The organism is Mesorhizobium sp. M0159, assembly GCF_040322295.1.
GTDB lineage: Bacteria > Pseudomonadota > Alphaproteobacteria > Rhizobiales > Rhizobiaceae > Mesorhizobium.
In genome coordinates, this window is the sequence record NZ_JAMYTF010000001.1 from 1 (window position 1) to 14,005 (window position 14,005).

General features: G+C 65.2%; 16 protein-coding genes. 7 read left to right on the forward strand and 9 right to left on the reverse strand.

Annotated elements, in window-relative coordinates; genetic code table 11:
• The first annotated feature begins 196 nt into the window (after positions 1-196).
• Complete coding sequence (locus NKJ32_RS00005) at positions 197-1,090, forward strand: sugar phosphate isomerase/epimerase family protein (protein WP_352594143.1); 894 nt, start codon at positions 197-199, stop codon at positions 1,088-1,090.
• A 46-nt stretch (positions 1,091-1,136) separates the two neighbouring features.
• Here NKJ32_RS00005 and NKJ32_RS00010 read toward each other — a convergent pair whose 3' ends face one another.
• Both NKJ32_RS00010 and NKJ32_RS00015 read right to left on the reverse strand, forming a co-directional pair.
• The gene (locus NKJ32_RS00010; RefSeq protein WP_023680480.1) at positions 1,137-1,592 is read right to left on the reverse strand and encodes a Crp/Fnr family transcriptional regulator; all 456 of its coding nucleotides are present in this window, start codon (positions 1,590-1,592) and stop codon (positions 1,137-1,139) included.
• A gap of 125 nt (positions 1,593-1,717) precedes the next feature.
• Positions 1,718-2,401 (reverse strand): response regulator transcription factor, encoded by a 684-nt coding sequence (locus NKJ32_RS00015; protein WP_023680479.1) that lies wholly within the window; start codon positions 2,399-2,401, stop codon positions 1,718-1,720.
• A 144-nt stretch (positions 2,402-2,545) separates the two neighbouring features.
• Between NKJ32_RS00015 and NKJ32_RS00020 the strand changes: the two genes are divergently transcribed.
• Positions 2,546-3,082: a L,D-transpeptidase family protein gene (locus tag NKJ32_RS00020; protein WP_352456366.1), complete on the forward strand. Its 537-nt coding sequence runs from the start codon at positions 2,546-2,548 to the stop codon at positions 3,080-3,082.
• Positions 3,083-3,191: 109 nt separating this feature from the next.
• On the opposite strand, the gene NKJ32_RS00025 is transcribed toward NKJ32_RS00020, so the two are convergent.
• A complete protein-coding gene (locus tag NKJ32_RS00025) occupies positions 3,192-3,440 on the reverse strand; it encodes a hypothetical protein (RefSeq protein WP_352817338.1) in 249 nt (82 codons plus the stop codon).
• Positions 3,441-3,602: 162 nt separating this feature from the next.
• Here NKJ32_RS00025 and gcvA point away from each other — a divergent pair, with 162 nt between their 5' ends.
• Complete coding sequence (gene gcvA, locus NKJ32_RS00030) at positions 3,603-4,523, forward strand: transcriptional regulator GcvA (protein ID WP_352826620.1); 921 nt, start codon at positions 3,603-3,605, stop codon at positions 4,521-4,523.
• A gap of 3 nt (positions 4,524-4,526) precedes the next feature.
• Here the strand turns inward: gcvA and NKJ32_RS00035 are convergent, their stop codons facing one another.
• The 6 genes from NKJ32_RS00035 to tsaD form a co-directional block, all read right to left on the reverse strand.
• Entirely contained in the window at positions 4,527-4,946 is a 420-nt protein-coding gene (locus tag NKJ32_RS00035; protein ID WP_352826622.1) for a DUF1761 domain-containing protein, read from the reverse strand.
• Positions 4,947-4,994: 48 nt separating this feature from the next.
• Positions 4,995-5,651, reverse strand: a complete 657-nt coding sequence (locus tag NKJ32_RS00040) for a class I SAM-dependent methyltransferase (RefSeq protein WP_352826624.1) — start codon at positions 5,649-5,651, stop codon at positions 4,995-4,997.
• Complete coding sequence (locus tag NKJ32_RS00045; protein WP_023680473.1) at positions 5,648-6,073, reverse strand: EVE domain-containing protein; 426 nt, start codon at positions 6,071-6,073, stop codon at positions 5,648-5,650. The genes NKJ32_RS00040 and NKJ32_RS00045 overlap by 4 nt, the downstream gene beginning before the upstream one ends.
• A 135-nt stretch (positions 6,074-6,208) precedes the next feature.
• Positions 6,209-6,505 carry a YciI-like protein gene (locus tag NKJ32_RS00050; RefSeq protein ID WP_023680472.1) on the reverse strand — a complete coding sequence of 99 codons (297 nt, stop codon included), beginning with the start codon at positions 6,503-6,505 and terminating at the stop codon, positions 6,209-6,211.
• A gap of 26 nt (positions 6,506-6,531) precedes the next feature.
• Positions 6,532-7,542, reverse strand: a complete 1,011-nt coding sequence (locus NKJ32_RS00055; RefSeq protein WP_352826625.1) for an NAD(P)H-dependent glycerol-3-phosphate dehydrogenase — start codon at positions 7,540-7,542, stop codon at positions 6,532-6,534.
• The gene (tsaD, locus tag NKJ32_RS00060; RefSeq protein WP_031212083.1) at positions 7,539-8,624 is read right to left on the reverse strand and encodes a tRNA (adenosine(37)-N6)-threonylcarbamoyltransferase complex transferase subunit TsaD; all 1,086 of its coding nucleotides are present in this window, start codon (positions 8,622-8,624) and stop codon (positions 7,539-7,541) included. Before tsaD ends, NKJ32_RS00055 begins: the two co-directional genes overlap by 4 nt.
• A gap of 101 nt (positions 8,625-8,725) precedes the next feature.
• Between tsaD and hemC the strand changes: the two genes are divergently transcribed.
• From hemC to NKJ32_RS00080, 4 genes are all read left to right on the forward strand, one after another.
• Entirely contained in the window at positions 8,726-9,652 is a 927-nt protein-coding gene (gene hemC, locus NKJ32_RS00065) for a hydroxymethylbilane synthase (RefSeq protein ID WP_023678204.1), read from the forward strand.
• Position 9,653: 1 nt separating this feature from the next.
• On the forward strand, positions 9,654-10,361 hold the full coding sequence (locus NKJ32_RS00070; protein ID WP_023678203.1) for a uroporphyrinogen-III synthase: 708 nt from the start codon (positions 9,654-9,656) through the stop codon (positions 10,359-10,361).
• A 502-nt stretch (positions 10,362-10,863) separates the two neighbouring features.
• On the forward strand, positions 10,864-12,354 hold the full coding sequence (locus NKJ32_RS00075; protein WP_023678202.1) for a COG4223 family protein: 1,491 nt from the start codon (positions 10,864-10,866) through the stop codon (positions 12,352-12,354).
• 8 nt (positions 12,355-12,362) lie between these two features.
• Positions 12,363-13,970, forward strand: a complete 1,608-nt coding sequence (locus NKJ32_RS00080) for a heme biosynthesis protein HemY (RefSeq protein ID WP_352826626.1) — start codon at positions 12,363-12,365, stop codon at positions 13,968-13,970.
• Positions 13,971-14,005 lie beyond the last annotated feature (35 nt).

The window sequence follows — 14,005 nt, forward strand, 5'->3', positions numbered from 1 at the left end:
CCCCCCACCATCATTTATATCACCCCCACCCCACCCCCACCGCCCCCCGGCCCGGGGCGGGGGGGAGCGTATATCCCAACACCCCACCCCCCCCCCCCGGGCGGCGCGCGCCCCCCCCCCCCCACCTTTTTGTCCGAGCATCGGATTGCCAAAACCGCTTTGGACTTGGGTCAGCTGGAAATAACCGGAGACGATCATGTCGCGCATCGGAATCCACTCATTCGTCTGGTCGGCGAGCTCGGCGCAGGGCGACCTCGAGCGGACGCTGGCCAACACCAGGGAAGCCGGCTTCGACCTGATCGAATTCTCCTATCTCGACCCCGCCAATGTCGACATTGACGGCTTGGCCAAGCGGATCGCCGATCTCGGCCTCGGCGTTGCGATCAGCATTGGACTGCCGGCCGACGGCGATATTTCGAGCGCCGACAAAACGATTGCCGCGCACGGCGTCGAAATCCTGGAACGTACGATCGCGCTGACCCGCGATCTCGGCGGCCAGAAGGTTGCGGGCATACTCAGCACCAGCCACGGCTTGCAGAGCGAGGCGCCGACGCGTGACCAGTGGAACCGCAGCGCCGGCACGCTGGCTGAGGTGGCGGACACGGCAAAATCAGCCGGCGTCACCCTCAACCTCGAAATCGTCAACCGCTTCGAAAGCAATCTGCTCAACACCGCCGCGCAAGGCATGGCCTTCATCGCGGACAGCGGCTCCGACAACATCTTCCTGCATCTCGACAGCTTCCATATGAACATCGAGGAGGCCGATGTCGGCCTGGCCATTCGCAATGCGGTCGGGAAGATCGGCTATGTCCATATCGGCGAGAGCCATCGCGGCTTCCTCGGCACCGGCAATATCGATTTTGCCGCGATATTCGACGCGCTGACCGCCATCGGCTACAGCGACGACCTCAGCTTCGAATCTTTCTCGTCGGAAATCGTCGACGAGAACCTGTCGCGGAAAACCGCGATCTGGCGCAATCTGTGGACCGACAATATGGAGCTGGCCAAGCATGCGCGCCGCTTCATTGCGCTGGGACTGGAGACGGCGCGACGCAAGGCCGAGCTTGTTTCCGCAACGCACCGGCCCTGAGCCCTCGCAGTTCCGAAATCGATCTGGTTAGGCCAGAGGCGCTATATTAGCCGGCAAAACGCGGCCCAAGTTCCTCGATGCGGCGGATCATCGCCTGGAAATCCTCCAAAATGCGCTGGTGCAAGTGAACCGCCAGTTCCGGGTATTCCTCGAGGATGCGGCGGAACATCTTGCGGCTGAGCCGCAGCACTTCCGAATCGATTTCGGCGGAGGCGCTGGTCAGCCGGTTGGTGTCGGCGATCAGCGCCAGTTCGCTGAGTATGGTGCCGGGGCCGGCGGTGCCGATCGGGATGCGCTCGCCGTCGTGCTCGCGGTAGAGGACGATGCGGCCGCTGACCACGATGTAGGCCGAATCAGCCTCGTCGTCCTCGCGGTAAAGCTTGTGGTCGGCTTTCAACATGGTGGTTTCGGCGCCGAAGGCGAGCAGACGCAGCTGTTCCTGCGTAAAGCCCTCGAAGAGCCTCACGGTGGACAGGATGCGGATGTCGTCATCCAGCGCCATCTAGCTATGTCCCCGAACCGTCAGTCCGACTCCTCCCCTACGAGGCCGATCCAAAACCACCTCCAGCCTCAGGACCGTACCCGAAAAGCGCCCCGCCCGGATCGCTTATTTGAATAATGAAATGTTTAAGGAACCAGCTTGTAGCCGCCGCTTTCTGTCACGAGAATTTCCGCGTTGGAAGGATCGCGCTCGATCTTCTGGCGCAGCCGGTAGACGTGAGTTTCGAGCGTATGCGTGGTGACGCCGGAATTGTAGCCCCAGACTTCCTCCAGCAGCACGTCGCGGGTCACCACCTTCTGGTCGGCACGGTAGAGATATTTGATGATCGAGGCTTCCTTTTCGGTCAACCGCACCTTGGCGCCGCGCGGGTCGATCAGAAGCTTCTGGCTGGGCTTGAACGTGTAGGGGCCGACCGAGAAAGTGGCGTCCTCGCTCTGTTCGTGCTGGCGCAACTGCGCGCGGATGCGGGCCAGCAGCACGGCAAAACGGAACGGCTTCGTCACATAGTCGTTGGCGCCGGCCTCGAGGCCAAGGATGGTGTCGGAATCGGTATCATGGCCGGTCAGCATGATGATCGGCGCCTTGTAGCCGCCCTTGCGCAATATCTTTACCGCCTCGCGGCCATCCATGTCGGGCAGGCCGACATCCATGATGAGCAGGTCGATGAGCCCGCCACGCGCCGTGGCGACGCCTTTGGCGGCGGTCGCTTCCTGCAGGACATCGAATTCCTCATAAAGCGACAATTGCTCGACAAGGGTGCCGCGCAGGTCGTCATCGTCGTCGACGATCAGAATGGTGCGTGAAGTCATGGATCAATCCGTTGTTTTGAAAAGAGATTTCAGTTGACCGCTGCCTGTTTATGCGGAAGCTGACCGGCACAACAGCCGTTCACAGTGATTTGTTCCGTGGCACGATCATACAAGAAAAAACACGATCGCAATGCAGTCGGCGCAATTTTGCCGAAAGGGCTCACCGTGCTCACCGTGCGCGCGCGCCCCGGCCAACCCAGCCAGGGCTTTCTGCAGGCCGGCAAACTCGTGTTTCCATGTGCGCTGGGGCATGGCGGCATCTCGGCCGGCAAGCGCGAGGGCGACGGCGCCACGCCGCTTGCCTCGATGCGGATATTGTCGGGATATTTTCGCGGCGACCGTTTTGCCGGCGGCCGCCGGACGCGGCTGGCGATGATGCCGATCGGCCGCGACCTCGGCTGGTGCGAAGTGCCTGGGGACCGCAACTACAACCGCCCGGTCAAAATCCCCTATGGCGCCAGCCATGAGCGGATGCTGCGCACCGACGATCTCTATGACGCCTGCCTGGTGCTGGACTGGAACATTGTGCCGCGCCGGCGCGGGCGCGGCAGCGCCATCTTCTTCCACCTGGCGCGCCCCGGCTTCACGCCGACGCAAGGCTGCGTCGCGGTAACGGCCCGCACCATGGCACGGCTGCTGCCGCTGCTGTCGGAGCGGACGGTGGTAAGGGTGGTGAGGTAGTGAATAGTGAATAGTGAATAGTGAATAGTGAGTGGCGAGAAGCGATCGGTAGGGACATGTGCAGGCGCACCGCCTAGCTTCCCATTCACCATTTACCATTCACCATTCACTACTGCCCTATCCGCTTCCTCGGCCTCTGCCACCCTATGTCGAGAAGGCCGAGCCGGCCGAGTTCGCGGTCCATGGCGCGTGCGATGTCCTTGCGTTCGCCGCCGATGTCGCGAAGCTGGCGATCGGAGAGATCCTCGACATTTTCGTAGGGAAGACTGACCGCGATTTTTGCGTGCCGAAGCCAGTCAAGCATGGCGCGCAGCCAGGCCGGGCGGAGGGTTACCGAGCGCAAGGCGATGTCAGACATGGTGCAATCCGCTTCTCCGGACATCAAATCCGGTTTGATGTTTCTTCGATGTTCAGAGCATGGCGGATTGAAATTCAAAGGGGAAACGAGTAGTTTTTTCTGCATCTTCAAGTTCTGTTTGATGATTGGAATGCTCGACCGAACCCTCCTCGTCTGGCACTGATGGCGCGCCTGCTGCCTGGAACCCGTGCGCTGCGGACGCTGGAGGCAGCGGCGCGGCACCTCAATTTCACCCGCGCCGCCGACGAGCTCGGCCTGACGCCGGCAGCGGTCAGCCATCAGATCAAGGAAATCGAGGATCAGCTCGGCATCGTGCTGTTCACACGCACCAGCCGCACGATCCGGCTGACCGAGGCGGGCGCGGTGCTGTTCGAAGCTTCGACCGATGCGCTCGACCTGCTTGGCCGGGCCGTCTCACGGGCGCAGAAGACGGCGCGCGGATCGGCGCTGCTGAAGGTCACCCTCGATGCGCAATTCGCGACGAAGTGGCTGATGCGGCGCGTCGACGATTTTCGCAAGCAGCATCCGGCAATCGAGCTGCGTTTCGACATCAGTTACGAGGTGCGCGACTTCGAGCGCGACGACGTCGATCTCGGCATCCGTTTCGGCACCGGCAAATATCCGGGGCTTCGCTCGCACCGGCTGTTCGAAAACGTCATCATCCCCGTCTGCAGCCCGGCCTTGCTGCGGTCAGGGCCGCCGCTCAAGGAGCCGCGCGACCTGTTCCATCATACGCTGGCCCATATCGAGTGGTCGCGCCAGGGCGTCACCTGGCCGAATTGGAGCATGTGGATGGCGGCGGCGGGCGTCGACGATTTCGACGACAGCCGGACCATCGTGTTCGGCAACTCGACCGATGCCGTCCAGGCCGCGCTCGACGGCAACGCGGTCGCGCTCGCCGATTTCGCCATGGTGGCAAACGACCTGTCCGAAGGCAGGCTGATCCGGCCGTTCGAACTCGGCATCAAGGTCGCGCCTGAATTCGCCTATTTCCTGGTCTATCCGGAGACTGCGGCGAACGATGCGCGCATCGTCGCCTTTCGCGCTTGGCTCCTCGAGGAAGTCGCCAAGACGCCGAGCTGACGGTCAGCCTGTCGCCGCCGCGCCGAACCAGCCGATCACCGCGCCGATGAGAAGCAGCACGCCTAGCCAATGGCCGGTGTCGATTAGCGTCAGATCCCAGCCGAAACCTTCGTAGCGATGGTTGACAGAAAGCGTGGTGGCGACGAACCCCAGCCAGAGAACGAAGCCGAAGATCACCCCGGCAAGCAGGCTCGGCTCGCCGCCGGTTACGGCGCCGATGATCAGCGACATGACCAGCGCCATGACGAGCTCCGCGACGAAGGAGACGACGAAGGGTAGCATCGATTTACTCATCGTCGCCGGATCAAGCTTGGCGGCCTTCAGCCACGGCTTGCTCAAGCCCATGTACCAGGCCGCGCCGAACAGCCACGCCACGACGGCAGCAACGATTACCGCCAGCCAATTGATTGCTGAAAAATCCATGGTTCCCTCCGGTCGATTGCGCGATGGAACGCCTGTTCGGCGATGCCGTCAAGCAAGGCGCCAGACGGTGGTGCGCTTGACCTCGGCGTCCTCCAGCGCCCGGGTCACCGCCACTTCGTAGACGGCAAGCGGTTCCAGCCCGGTCTTCGGCAGATAGGAACGGCCGGGATCGCCGACGAGGATGTCGCCGCCGCGCGCCTTCAACGCCGCGAACCACGGCATCAGCCTGTCGGCGAAAGTCTTGTCATAGAAGACGTCGCCGGCCAGCACCACGTCCCAGCCCGCATCGGTGCCGATGCAGTCGCCGACGAGGAATTTTATCTCGGTCCCATTTGCCTCGGCATTGAGGCGGATCGCGGTCGCGCAGAATGGGTCTATATCGGCGGCGATCACCTCGGCAGCTCCGGCCTTCACCGCGGCAATGGCGACAAGGCCGGAGCCGGAGGCGAAGTCCAGCACGCGCTTGCCGCGCACCGCCGCCGGATTGTCGAGGATGTAGCGGGCAAGGCCTTGGCCGCCGGCCCAGGCAAAAGCCCAGAAGGGCGGCGGCAGGCCGATTTCGGTCAGCTCGTCCTCGGTCCGCTGCCATAGTTCATGTGCCTCGTCGGCCAGGTGCAGGCGGATCTCCGGCACATGCGGCGGCGCCATCAGCGCCGTGTTGTCGAGGATGAATTTCCTGGCGCTGTCCGGCGTCAGCGCCGTCATGGCGCCGGCGTCAGGCCGCCCATGCGGCAAACCTCTTGCCATTCGGCCGGCGTCACCGGCTGCACAGACAGCCGCCCGAGCCGCACCAGCGCCATGTCGGCCAGCTTTGGATTGGCCTTGGCTTGCTCCAGCGTCACCGGCTTCGGCATGGCCTTGAAGGCGCGGATGTCGACGCACTCCCAGCGGGGATCGTCGGTGGTGCTGTCCTGATGGGCCAGAGCGCAGACTTCGGCGATGCCGACGATGTCCAGCCCGTCATTGGAATGGTAGAAGAAGCCGAGATCGCCGATCTGCATCGCCTTCATGTTGTTGCGCGCCGCATAATTGCGCACGCCGTCCCATTGCGTGCCGGCCTTGCCCTTGGCCTTGAGGTCCTCGAAGGAGAAGACCGAAGGTTCGGATTTGAACAGCCAGTAGTTCATTGTGTTGCTCCTCCTCAGGGTGCCGCCGCGACTAAAAGCGCGTCGCGTTCGACCGGCCTCATGCGACGCGCTTTAGGTTCTTGTTGTATGCATGTCGTTATCACAAAACCGCTGCACACTTTTGCGCGACATGCATCAGATATCCGCCGGCTTGTTGAAGCTCCAGTTCCACTGCCGGATTTCGACGCTTTCGAACAGCCCTGCCTTGGTATAGGGATCGGACGCCGACAGGGCTCTTGCCGCAGCCAGATCGGGCGCCTCGACAACGGCGAGAGTGCCGTTCGGCTTGCCGTCGGCGTCGAGGAACGGGCCGGCGAAGGCCAATTTCTTGTCGCCGTTCAGCCCTTCCAGGAAGGCAAGGTGCTTGGGCCGCGTATCGAGCCGCACCTGCAGCCTTCCTGGCTTGTCCTTGCAAATCAACGCAAACAGCATCTTTCCATCTCCGCAATCGTTCGCGATTACATGTCGGTTTCGGTCTTGAGTGGCCTTGTCATCAACGCCGACACAGCCTGGTCTATGGTTATGGTGCCGTCCAGTATGGCGGCGACGGCGGCGATGATCGGCGCGTCGATCCGGCGCTCGCCGGCGATGCGGGCGGCGATTGCCGCCGTCGGCACGCCTTCGGCCAAAGGCAGGCCGGCAAGCGGCTTGCCTTGCCCCAGCGCCAGCCCATAGGCGAAATTGCGCGACTGCGCGGACGAGCAGGTGAGCAGCAGGTCGCCGAGGCCGGAAAGCCCCATCAGCGTCTCCGGCTTGGCGCCAAAGGCGGTGCCGATGCGGCGCAATTCGACGAAGCCGCGCGTCACCATCGCCGCCTGGGCGCTGGCACCGAGCCCGGCGCCGGTGACGGCACCCGCGGCAATGGCAAAGACGTTCTTCAGCGCGCCGCCGATCTCGACGCCGATTAGATCGTCGCTCGAATAACAGCGCAGATTTTCCGCCGAAAAGCGGGCGGCAAGGTCGGTGGCCAGAGCCTCGTCGCGGGCGGCGACCACGACGGCCGTCGGCAGGCCCCTGGCGACGTCGGTGGCAAAGCTTGGGCCGGACAAAGCGGCGACCGGATTTGCCGGCAGTATTTCCTCGGTGATGGACGATAGCAGCGCGCCGGTGTCGCGCTCGATGCCCTTGGCGCAGAGGACCAGCGGGATGCCTTTCGGCATATGGCTGGACGCGGCCGTCAGCATAATCCGCAACGATTGCGCCGGCGCTACCGCCAGAACGCAGTCGGCACCGTCGAGCGCCGCCTCGATGTCGCTCGTCGCCACGATGCCGGGATCGAGCGCGATGCCCGGCAGATAGCGCGGATTTTCGCCACGGTCGACCGCCGCGACGGTCTCCGGGTCGCGCGCGTAGAGGCGGACGAAATGACCGGCGCGCAGCGTGGCCAGCGCCAGCGCCGTGCCCCAGGCGCCGCCGCCGAGCACGGCGACGCGCCAGCCGCTTGGCGCCTTGTGCCCGCTGCCGGTCATGCCTTGGCCCCACGCCGGCCCGAGCCGACCATCGGGGCCGAGACGCTGTCCAGCGGCCAGCGCGAGCGCGGCACGAAATCGGCGGCGTTTTCACCTGATATGCCGGCGCGCAAGCGCTCGATGCCGGCCCAGGCGATCATCGCCGCATTGTCGGTGCAGAGGTTGAGCGGCGGCGCGACGAAGCTGAACCCGGCCTGCTCGCACAGGCCCTGCAATGTCGCCTTGATGGTCCGATTGGCGGCCACGCCGCCGGCGACAACCAATGCAGGCTCGGCCTTGTCCGGGAATTGCTGACGGAACCGGGTCAGCGCCCGCGCAACACGGTCGCCCAGCGCATCCGCCACCGCCGCCTGGAACGAGGCGCAGATATCGGCAACATCCTGGTCGCTCAGCGGGGCGATCGCGGTGGCTGCCTGGCGGACCGCGGTCTTGAGGCCGGAGAAGGAAAAATCGGGCTGCACCGAGCCCTTCATCGGGCGCGGAAAGGCAAAACGGGCCGCATCGCCATTTGCCGCCGCCTTCTCGACATTCGGTCCGCCCGGATAGGGCAGGCCGAGCATCTTGGCCGTCTTGTCGAAGGCCTCGCCAAGCGCGTCATCGATCGTCGTCGCCCAGCGCTGGTAGTCGCCGACGCCGCGTACGGCGACGATCTGGGTATGGCCGCCGGAGACCAGCAGCAAGAGGTAGGGAAAGTCGAGCCCATCGGTCAATCTGGCCGTCAGCGCGTGGCCTTCGAGATGGTTGATGGCGATCAGCGGTTTTTTGGCTGCCGCGGCGATTGCTTTTGCCGTCATCAGGCCGACGATCAGCCCGCCGACAAGACCGGGACCGGCGGTGGCGGCAATCGCATCGATGTCGGCGAGGTCGACGCCGGAATCGGCGAGCGCTGCCTCGATGATGCCGTCGAGCGCCTCGACATGGGCGCGCGCGGCGATCTCCGGCACGACGCCGCCGAAAGCAGCATGCTCCTCGATCTGGCTGAGCACGATGTTCGACAGGATTTGCGGCGTGCTGCGACCGTCCAGCGTCACCACGCTGGCGGCGGTCTCGTCGCAACTCGTCTCGATGCCCAGAACGCGGATCAATTCGTCGCTGTCCAAAAATCGTACAGATTGTACTGTCGGCCTTTCCCCGATAGGAGAAAACCCGAAAACCTGCCGGGGGTTATCACGGACGGCGCGTCATGCAAACAACCTTGAAAATCGGAACACGCGGCAGCCCGCTGGCGCTGGCGCAGGCGCATGAAACGCAGGCGCGACTGATGGCGGCGCATGGCATGCCGGCGGAAGCTTTCGAGGTGGTCGTCATCTCGACCAGCGGCGACCGCATCCAGGACCGACCGCTGTCGGAAGCCGGCGGCAAGGGCCTGTTCACCAAGGAGATCGAGGAGGCGCTGCTGGCGCGCCGCATCGACATCGCCGTGCATTCGTCGAAGGACATGCCGACGCTGTTGCCCGAGGGGCTGGAACTGTCCGCGTTCCTGCCGCGCGAGGACGCGCGCGATGCCTTCATCGGCAAGGCGGCGCGAACGATTGCCGGCCTGCCGCAAGGCGCCAGGATCGGTTCGTCGTCGCTGCGGCGCCAGGCGCTGATCCGGCGGATGCGGCCGGACGTCGAAGTGGTGATGTTTCGCGGCAATGTGCAGACGCGGCTGCGCAAGCTCGACGACGGCATCGCCGACGGCACCATCCTCGCCTATGCCGGGCTGAAGCGGCTCGGGCTCGAAGACGTCGTCACCGACCTGATGCCGCTCGAGGTCTTTCCGCCGGCGCCGGGGCAAGGCGCGATCTGCATCGAAAGCCGCATCGGAGACCGCGACGTGGAACAGATGCTGGCAGCGATCCACGACGGGCCGACCGGCGAGGCGCTGGCCTGCGAGCGCGCCTTCCTGGCGGCGCTCGACGGGTCCTGCCGCACGCCGATCGCCGGACATGCGACGATATCGGGCGGAACGGTTTCCTTTGCCGGGCTGATCATCTCGCCCGATGGCACGCAGTCGCATGAAGTCAGGCTGCAAGGGCCGGCGCAGGAGGCGGCGCGCATTGGCGCGGAAGCCGCGGCGACCGTTCGGGCCAAGGCCGGCGAAACATTCTTCGATGGCTGGACCTGACATGCTCCGCGTCCTTGTGACGAGGCCCGAACCAGGCGCGTCGCGCACGGGGCGCCGGCTTGCGGATGCCGGCTTTCAGCCGATCCTGCTGCCATTGACCGGAACCGTGGCGCTGCCGGTCGATGCCGGCGCGCTCGCTGACGCCGCGGCGGTCGCGGTCACCAGCGCCAATGCCGTTCGCCATGCGCCGAAAGAGGTCATCGCGGCGTTCGCCGGCTTGCCGTGCCACGCCGTCGGCAGGATGACGGCGGAAGCCGCCCGCGCTGCCGGGTTTCTGTCGGTCAGCGAAGGCCCGGGCAATGCCGAGGCGCTGGCCGATGCGCTTGCTGGCGGTTACGCGGGGCAGACGATCGTCTATCTCTGCGGGCGGGTGCGATTTCCCGGCTTCGAGGAAGGGCTGTTGGCGTCGGGCGTTCAGGTCCGCGCCGTCGAGACCTACGACACCGTTGTCCTGGATTACTCCGATGAGGCCGTTCTTGCGCGCCTGTCCGCCCGGCCGGTCGAGGCGGTGCTGCTCTATTCGGCCAAGGCGGCCACCGCTATGCAGGCCCTGGCTAGCCGGCCGGTGCTGCGCGGTGTTTTTGAAAAAACGCGCTTTTTCGGATTATCGGGGCGCATCGCCGCGGCCTTGGGCGATGTCGCCGAGATCCGGATTGCGCCTGAGCCCAGCGAGGACGCGCTGCTGGGACTTTTGCAGGCGTCGCGCTGACCGGCATCCGCCGCTGCTCTGTGCCAGCTTGTTCCAAAGGTTGGCGCCGCCCCTCACCTGCCTGCCGGCATCGTCTCCCCGTATAGTGACGGGGAGAGGGTGCCTTCGCCGAGGATTTCGCCAACCTCCAGCGTTGCAGAAGAAGCGTCTGGACTCGTGAGAGCCCTTCTCCCCGTCACTATACGGGGAGAAGTGCCCGGCAGGGTGATGAGGGGCAGTGCCAACGTGGATGACTGCGCTCGGGCACATTTTGTTCTTGCTTTGTGCCGGCAGCTATGCTACTAATCTAGTTATGGTGCTAATTGGCTCCAACGACCCGCCCGCCGAGGCGGGTTTTTTGTGTGCCGAGCATGGGCCTTGGCTTGAAACGTGGATTCGGCCCTGCGGCGTTTTGCCAAAACTGAACTCCAGGCCGTGGCGTCATCACGCCGCCCCTTTTCACCGCTTGGTGATGTGCTAGACCCTTCAAACCATCCCGAAGCGAATTTTGCGGAGCCCGAGCATGGTCAAGACGCCGAAGATGCGGCATTCCAAGAGCCGCCGTGAGCCGGTGACCATCGAGCTTGAGCCTGGCGCCGTCTCGCGAGTCGCCGACGAACAGGATGCCGTGACCTCGCAGACCGACGAGGCGCGGGCCGAGGAAGCGGCGAACGCCTCGCAGCCGGAGCCACCTGAAGAGCCGGTGCATGCGGACCAGACCGATCTCGAGCCATGGGAACATGCCGACGCAGCCGCGCCGGCCGGCACGCAAGAGCCGGCGGATGCCGGCGTCGATTCTGCCAGGGAAGCGGAAACCCCTTATCCCGCCGGTTCGGATGCGCCGGCCGGGCGCTCCACGGTTTCCGACTACAGTTTCGAAGATGCATCCAGCGGAACCGGGGCCAACGAACCGGGGATCCCAGGTTCCGGCGAGAAGACAGCTGAGACGAGGGACGACCATATGGCAGCGCAGCCGAAGCGAAGCGGCATCAACGGCATCGCCGCCGGTATTATCGGCGGCGTCATCGCCCTCGCCGCGGCCGGCGGGCTGCAATTTGCCGGCCTGCTCGGTGCGCCGGGGTCGGGCGGCGTGTCGCTCGACGCGGTCAATGGTGAGATCGTTTCGCTGAAACGCGAGGTCGCGGACCTCAGACAGGCCGGCGCCAACAATGACGCATCGGCCAAGGTGGACGGGCTGTCGTCGGCGCTGGATCAGGTAAGGGCGGACGTTGCGACGTTGAAGTCGGCCGTCGAGCAAGGCGGTGCCGGCGGCAATGCCGGCCTGGCAGCACTTGGCGACAAGGTAAGGCAGATCGAGACGGCGGTTGCGGCCCTCGGCAAGGCCGGCGGTACGGCGCCGGTCGATCTCGGCCCGCTCAACGAAAGGCTGGCCGCGCTCGATGCGCTGGTGAAATCGGCCGGCGAGACGACAAAGGCGCAGGACAGCCGGCTTGCGGCCCTGGAACAGTCGGTTTCACAGATCTCGGGCAAGGTCGATGCACAGGCTTCGCAGCCGAAGATCGCACTGGCCATTGCCGCTTCGGCGCTCAAGGCAGCGCTCGACCGTGGTGCACCGTTCGGCGCCGAGCTCGAAACCTTTGCCGCGATCTCACCCGATGCGCCCGAGATCGCGACGTTGCGCACCTATGCCGAAAAGGGCGTCCCGATGCGCTCCGAGATCGCCGCCGAAGCGGACGGCGCCGCCAACGCGATGGTCGCTGCCGCGACGCCCATCGACCAGAATGCCGGCATCCTGCAGAAGCTGCTGTCCAGCGCCGAATCGCTGGTCAAGGTCAGGCCGATCGGCGCCGTCGAAGGCACCGGCGTTCCGGAAACCGTCGCGCGCATGGAGGTCGCGGTCAACCAGGGCGACTACGCCAAGGCGCTCAGCGAATACGAAACCCTGCCTGAGGCGGCCAAGGCCGCCGGCGCCGACTTTGCCGGCAAGCTGAAAGCGCGGATGGAGGTCGAGACGCAGATCGATTCGCTCATCGCCGGCGCGATGAAGGCGTGAGGAACCCAATGATCCGCATCCTCGCCTTCCTTGCCGTCGTCTTTGCGCTCGGGCTCGGCTTCGCCTGGCTGGCCGACCGGCCGGGCGAAATGCTCGTCACCTTCAACGGCTATCAATACCAGGTCAGCCTGATGGTCGCGGCGGTGGCGGTCGTTGCCGTGGTTGCCGCGGTGATGATCGTCTGGTGGCTGGTCAAGGCGCTGTGGAACAGCCCCTATACGATCTCGCGCTATTTCCGCGTGCGTCGCCGCGACCGCGGCTACCAGGCGCTGTCGACCGGGATGATCGCCGCCGGCGCCGGTGACGGCGCGCTCGCCCGCAAGAAGACCAAGGAAGCGGCAAAGCTGATCCGCTCCGATCAGGAGCCACTGATCCAGCTGCTCGACGCGCAGGCCTCGCTGCTCGAAGGCGACCATGAAGGCGCCCGCGAAAAGTTCGAGACCATGCTCGATGATCCCGAAATGCGGCTGCTCGGCCTGCGCGGACTTTATCTCGAGGCCGAGCGGCTCGGCGACCGCAACGCAGCCCGCCACTATGCCGGCCGTGCCGCGGCGGTGGCGCCGCAACTGGCCTGGGCGGCCGAATCGACGCTGGAAGACCTGACCGGACGCGGCGACTGGGATGGCGCGCTGAAACTGGTCGACGCCCAGAAGTCGACCCGGCAGATCGAGCGTGACGCCGCCAACCGGCGCCGCGCCGTGCTGCTGACCGCCAAGGCGCAGGCGCTGATCGACAGCGATGCCAATGCCGCAAGGGCGGCGGCGCTCGAAGCCAACCGGCTGCGGCCGGATTTTGCACCGGCGGCGGTCGTCGCGGCGAAATTGCTGTTTAGGCAGAACGACGTGCGCAAAGGCTCGAAAATCCTCGAGGCGGCGTGGAAGGCCGAGCCCCATCCGGAGATCGCCGAGCTCTACAGCCATGCCAGGCCGGGCGATGCCGTGCTCGACCGGCTGAACCGGGCAAAGAAGCTGCAGGAGCTGAAGAAGAACCATGCCGAGTCCTCGCTTGCCGTGGCGCGCGCCGCGCTAGATGCGCAGAAGTTTTCAACCGCCCGCCGGGAGGCTGAAGCCGCCATCCGCATCGATCGCCGCGAAGGCGCTTATCTGCTGCTGGCCGATATCGAGGAGGCCGAAACCGCCGACCAGGGCAAGGTGCGGCAGTTGCTGTCGAAAGCGGTGAGAGCGCCGCGCGACCCGGCTTGGGTCGCCGACGGCGTCGTCTCCGAGCGCTGGGCTCCGATATCGCCGATCACCGGCAGGCTCGACGCATTCGAATGGCGGGCGCCGATGGAGCGGCTCGGACAGTTGATCGACGGTCATGAGGATACGCCGGAGGCGCCGGTGCCGGCCATCGCGGCTCCAGCCAGGCCGGTACAGGAAAGAGCCGGGACGATCGAGCACACGGCGGAGACACCGGGCACAGCGACCGAGGAGAAGACGGACGACCGTGCCGGCGAGGATCATGTGACACCAATCACCGCGGCGGCGTTTGCCCAAGTGCCGGAAGATGCCGAGGCCGTCGAGCCGGCGCAGGAGCTGACGCGGCTGCCCGACGACCCCGGCGTCGATCCAGACGACGCGGCGGATAAATCGACGCGCCGGTTTCGTTTGTTCTGATCAGGGTCAAGTGGACCCGGGCTTATTGGGAATGA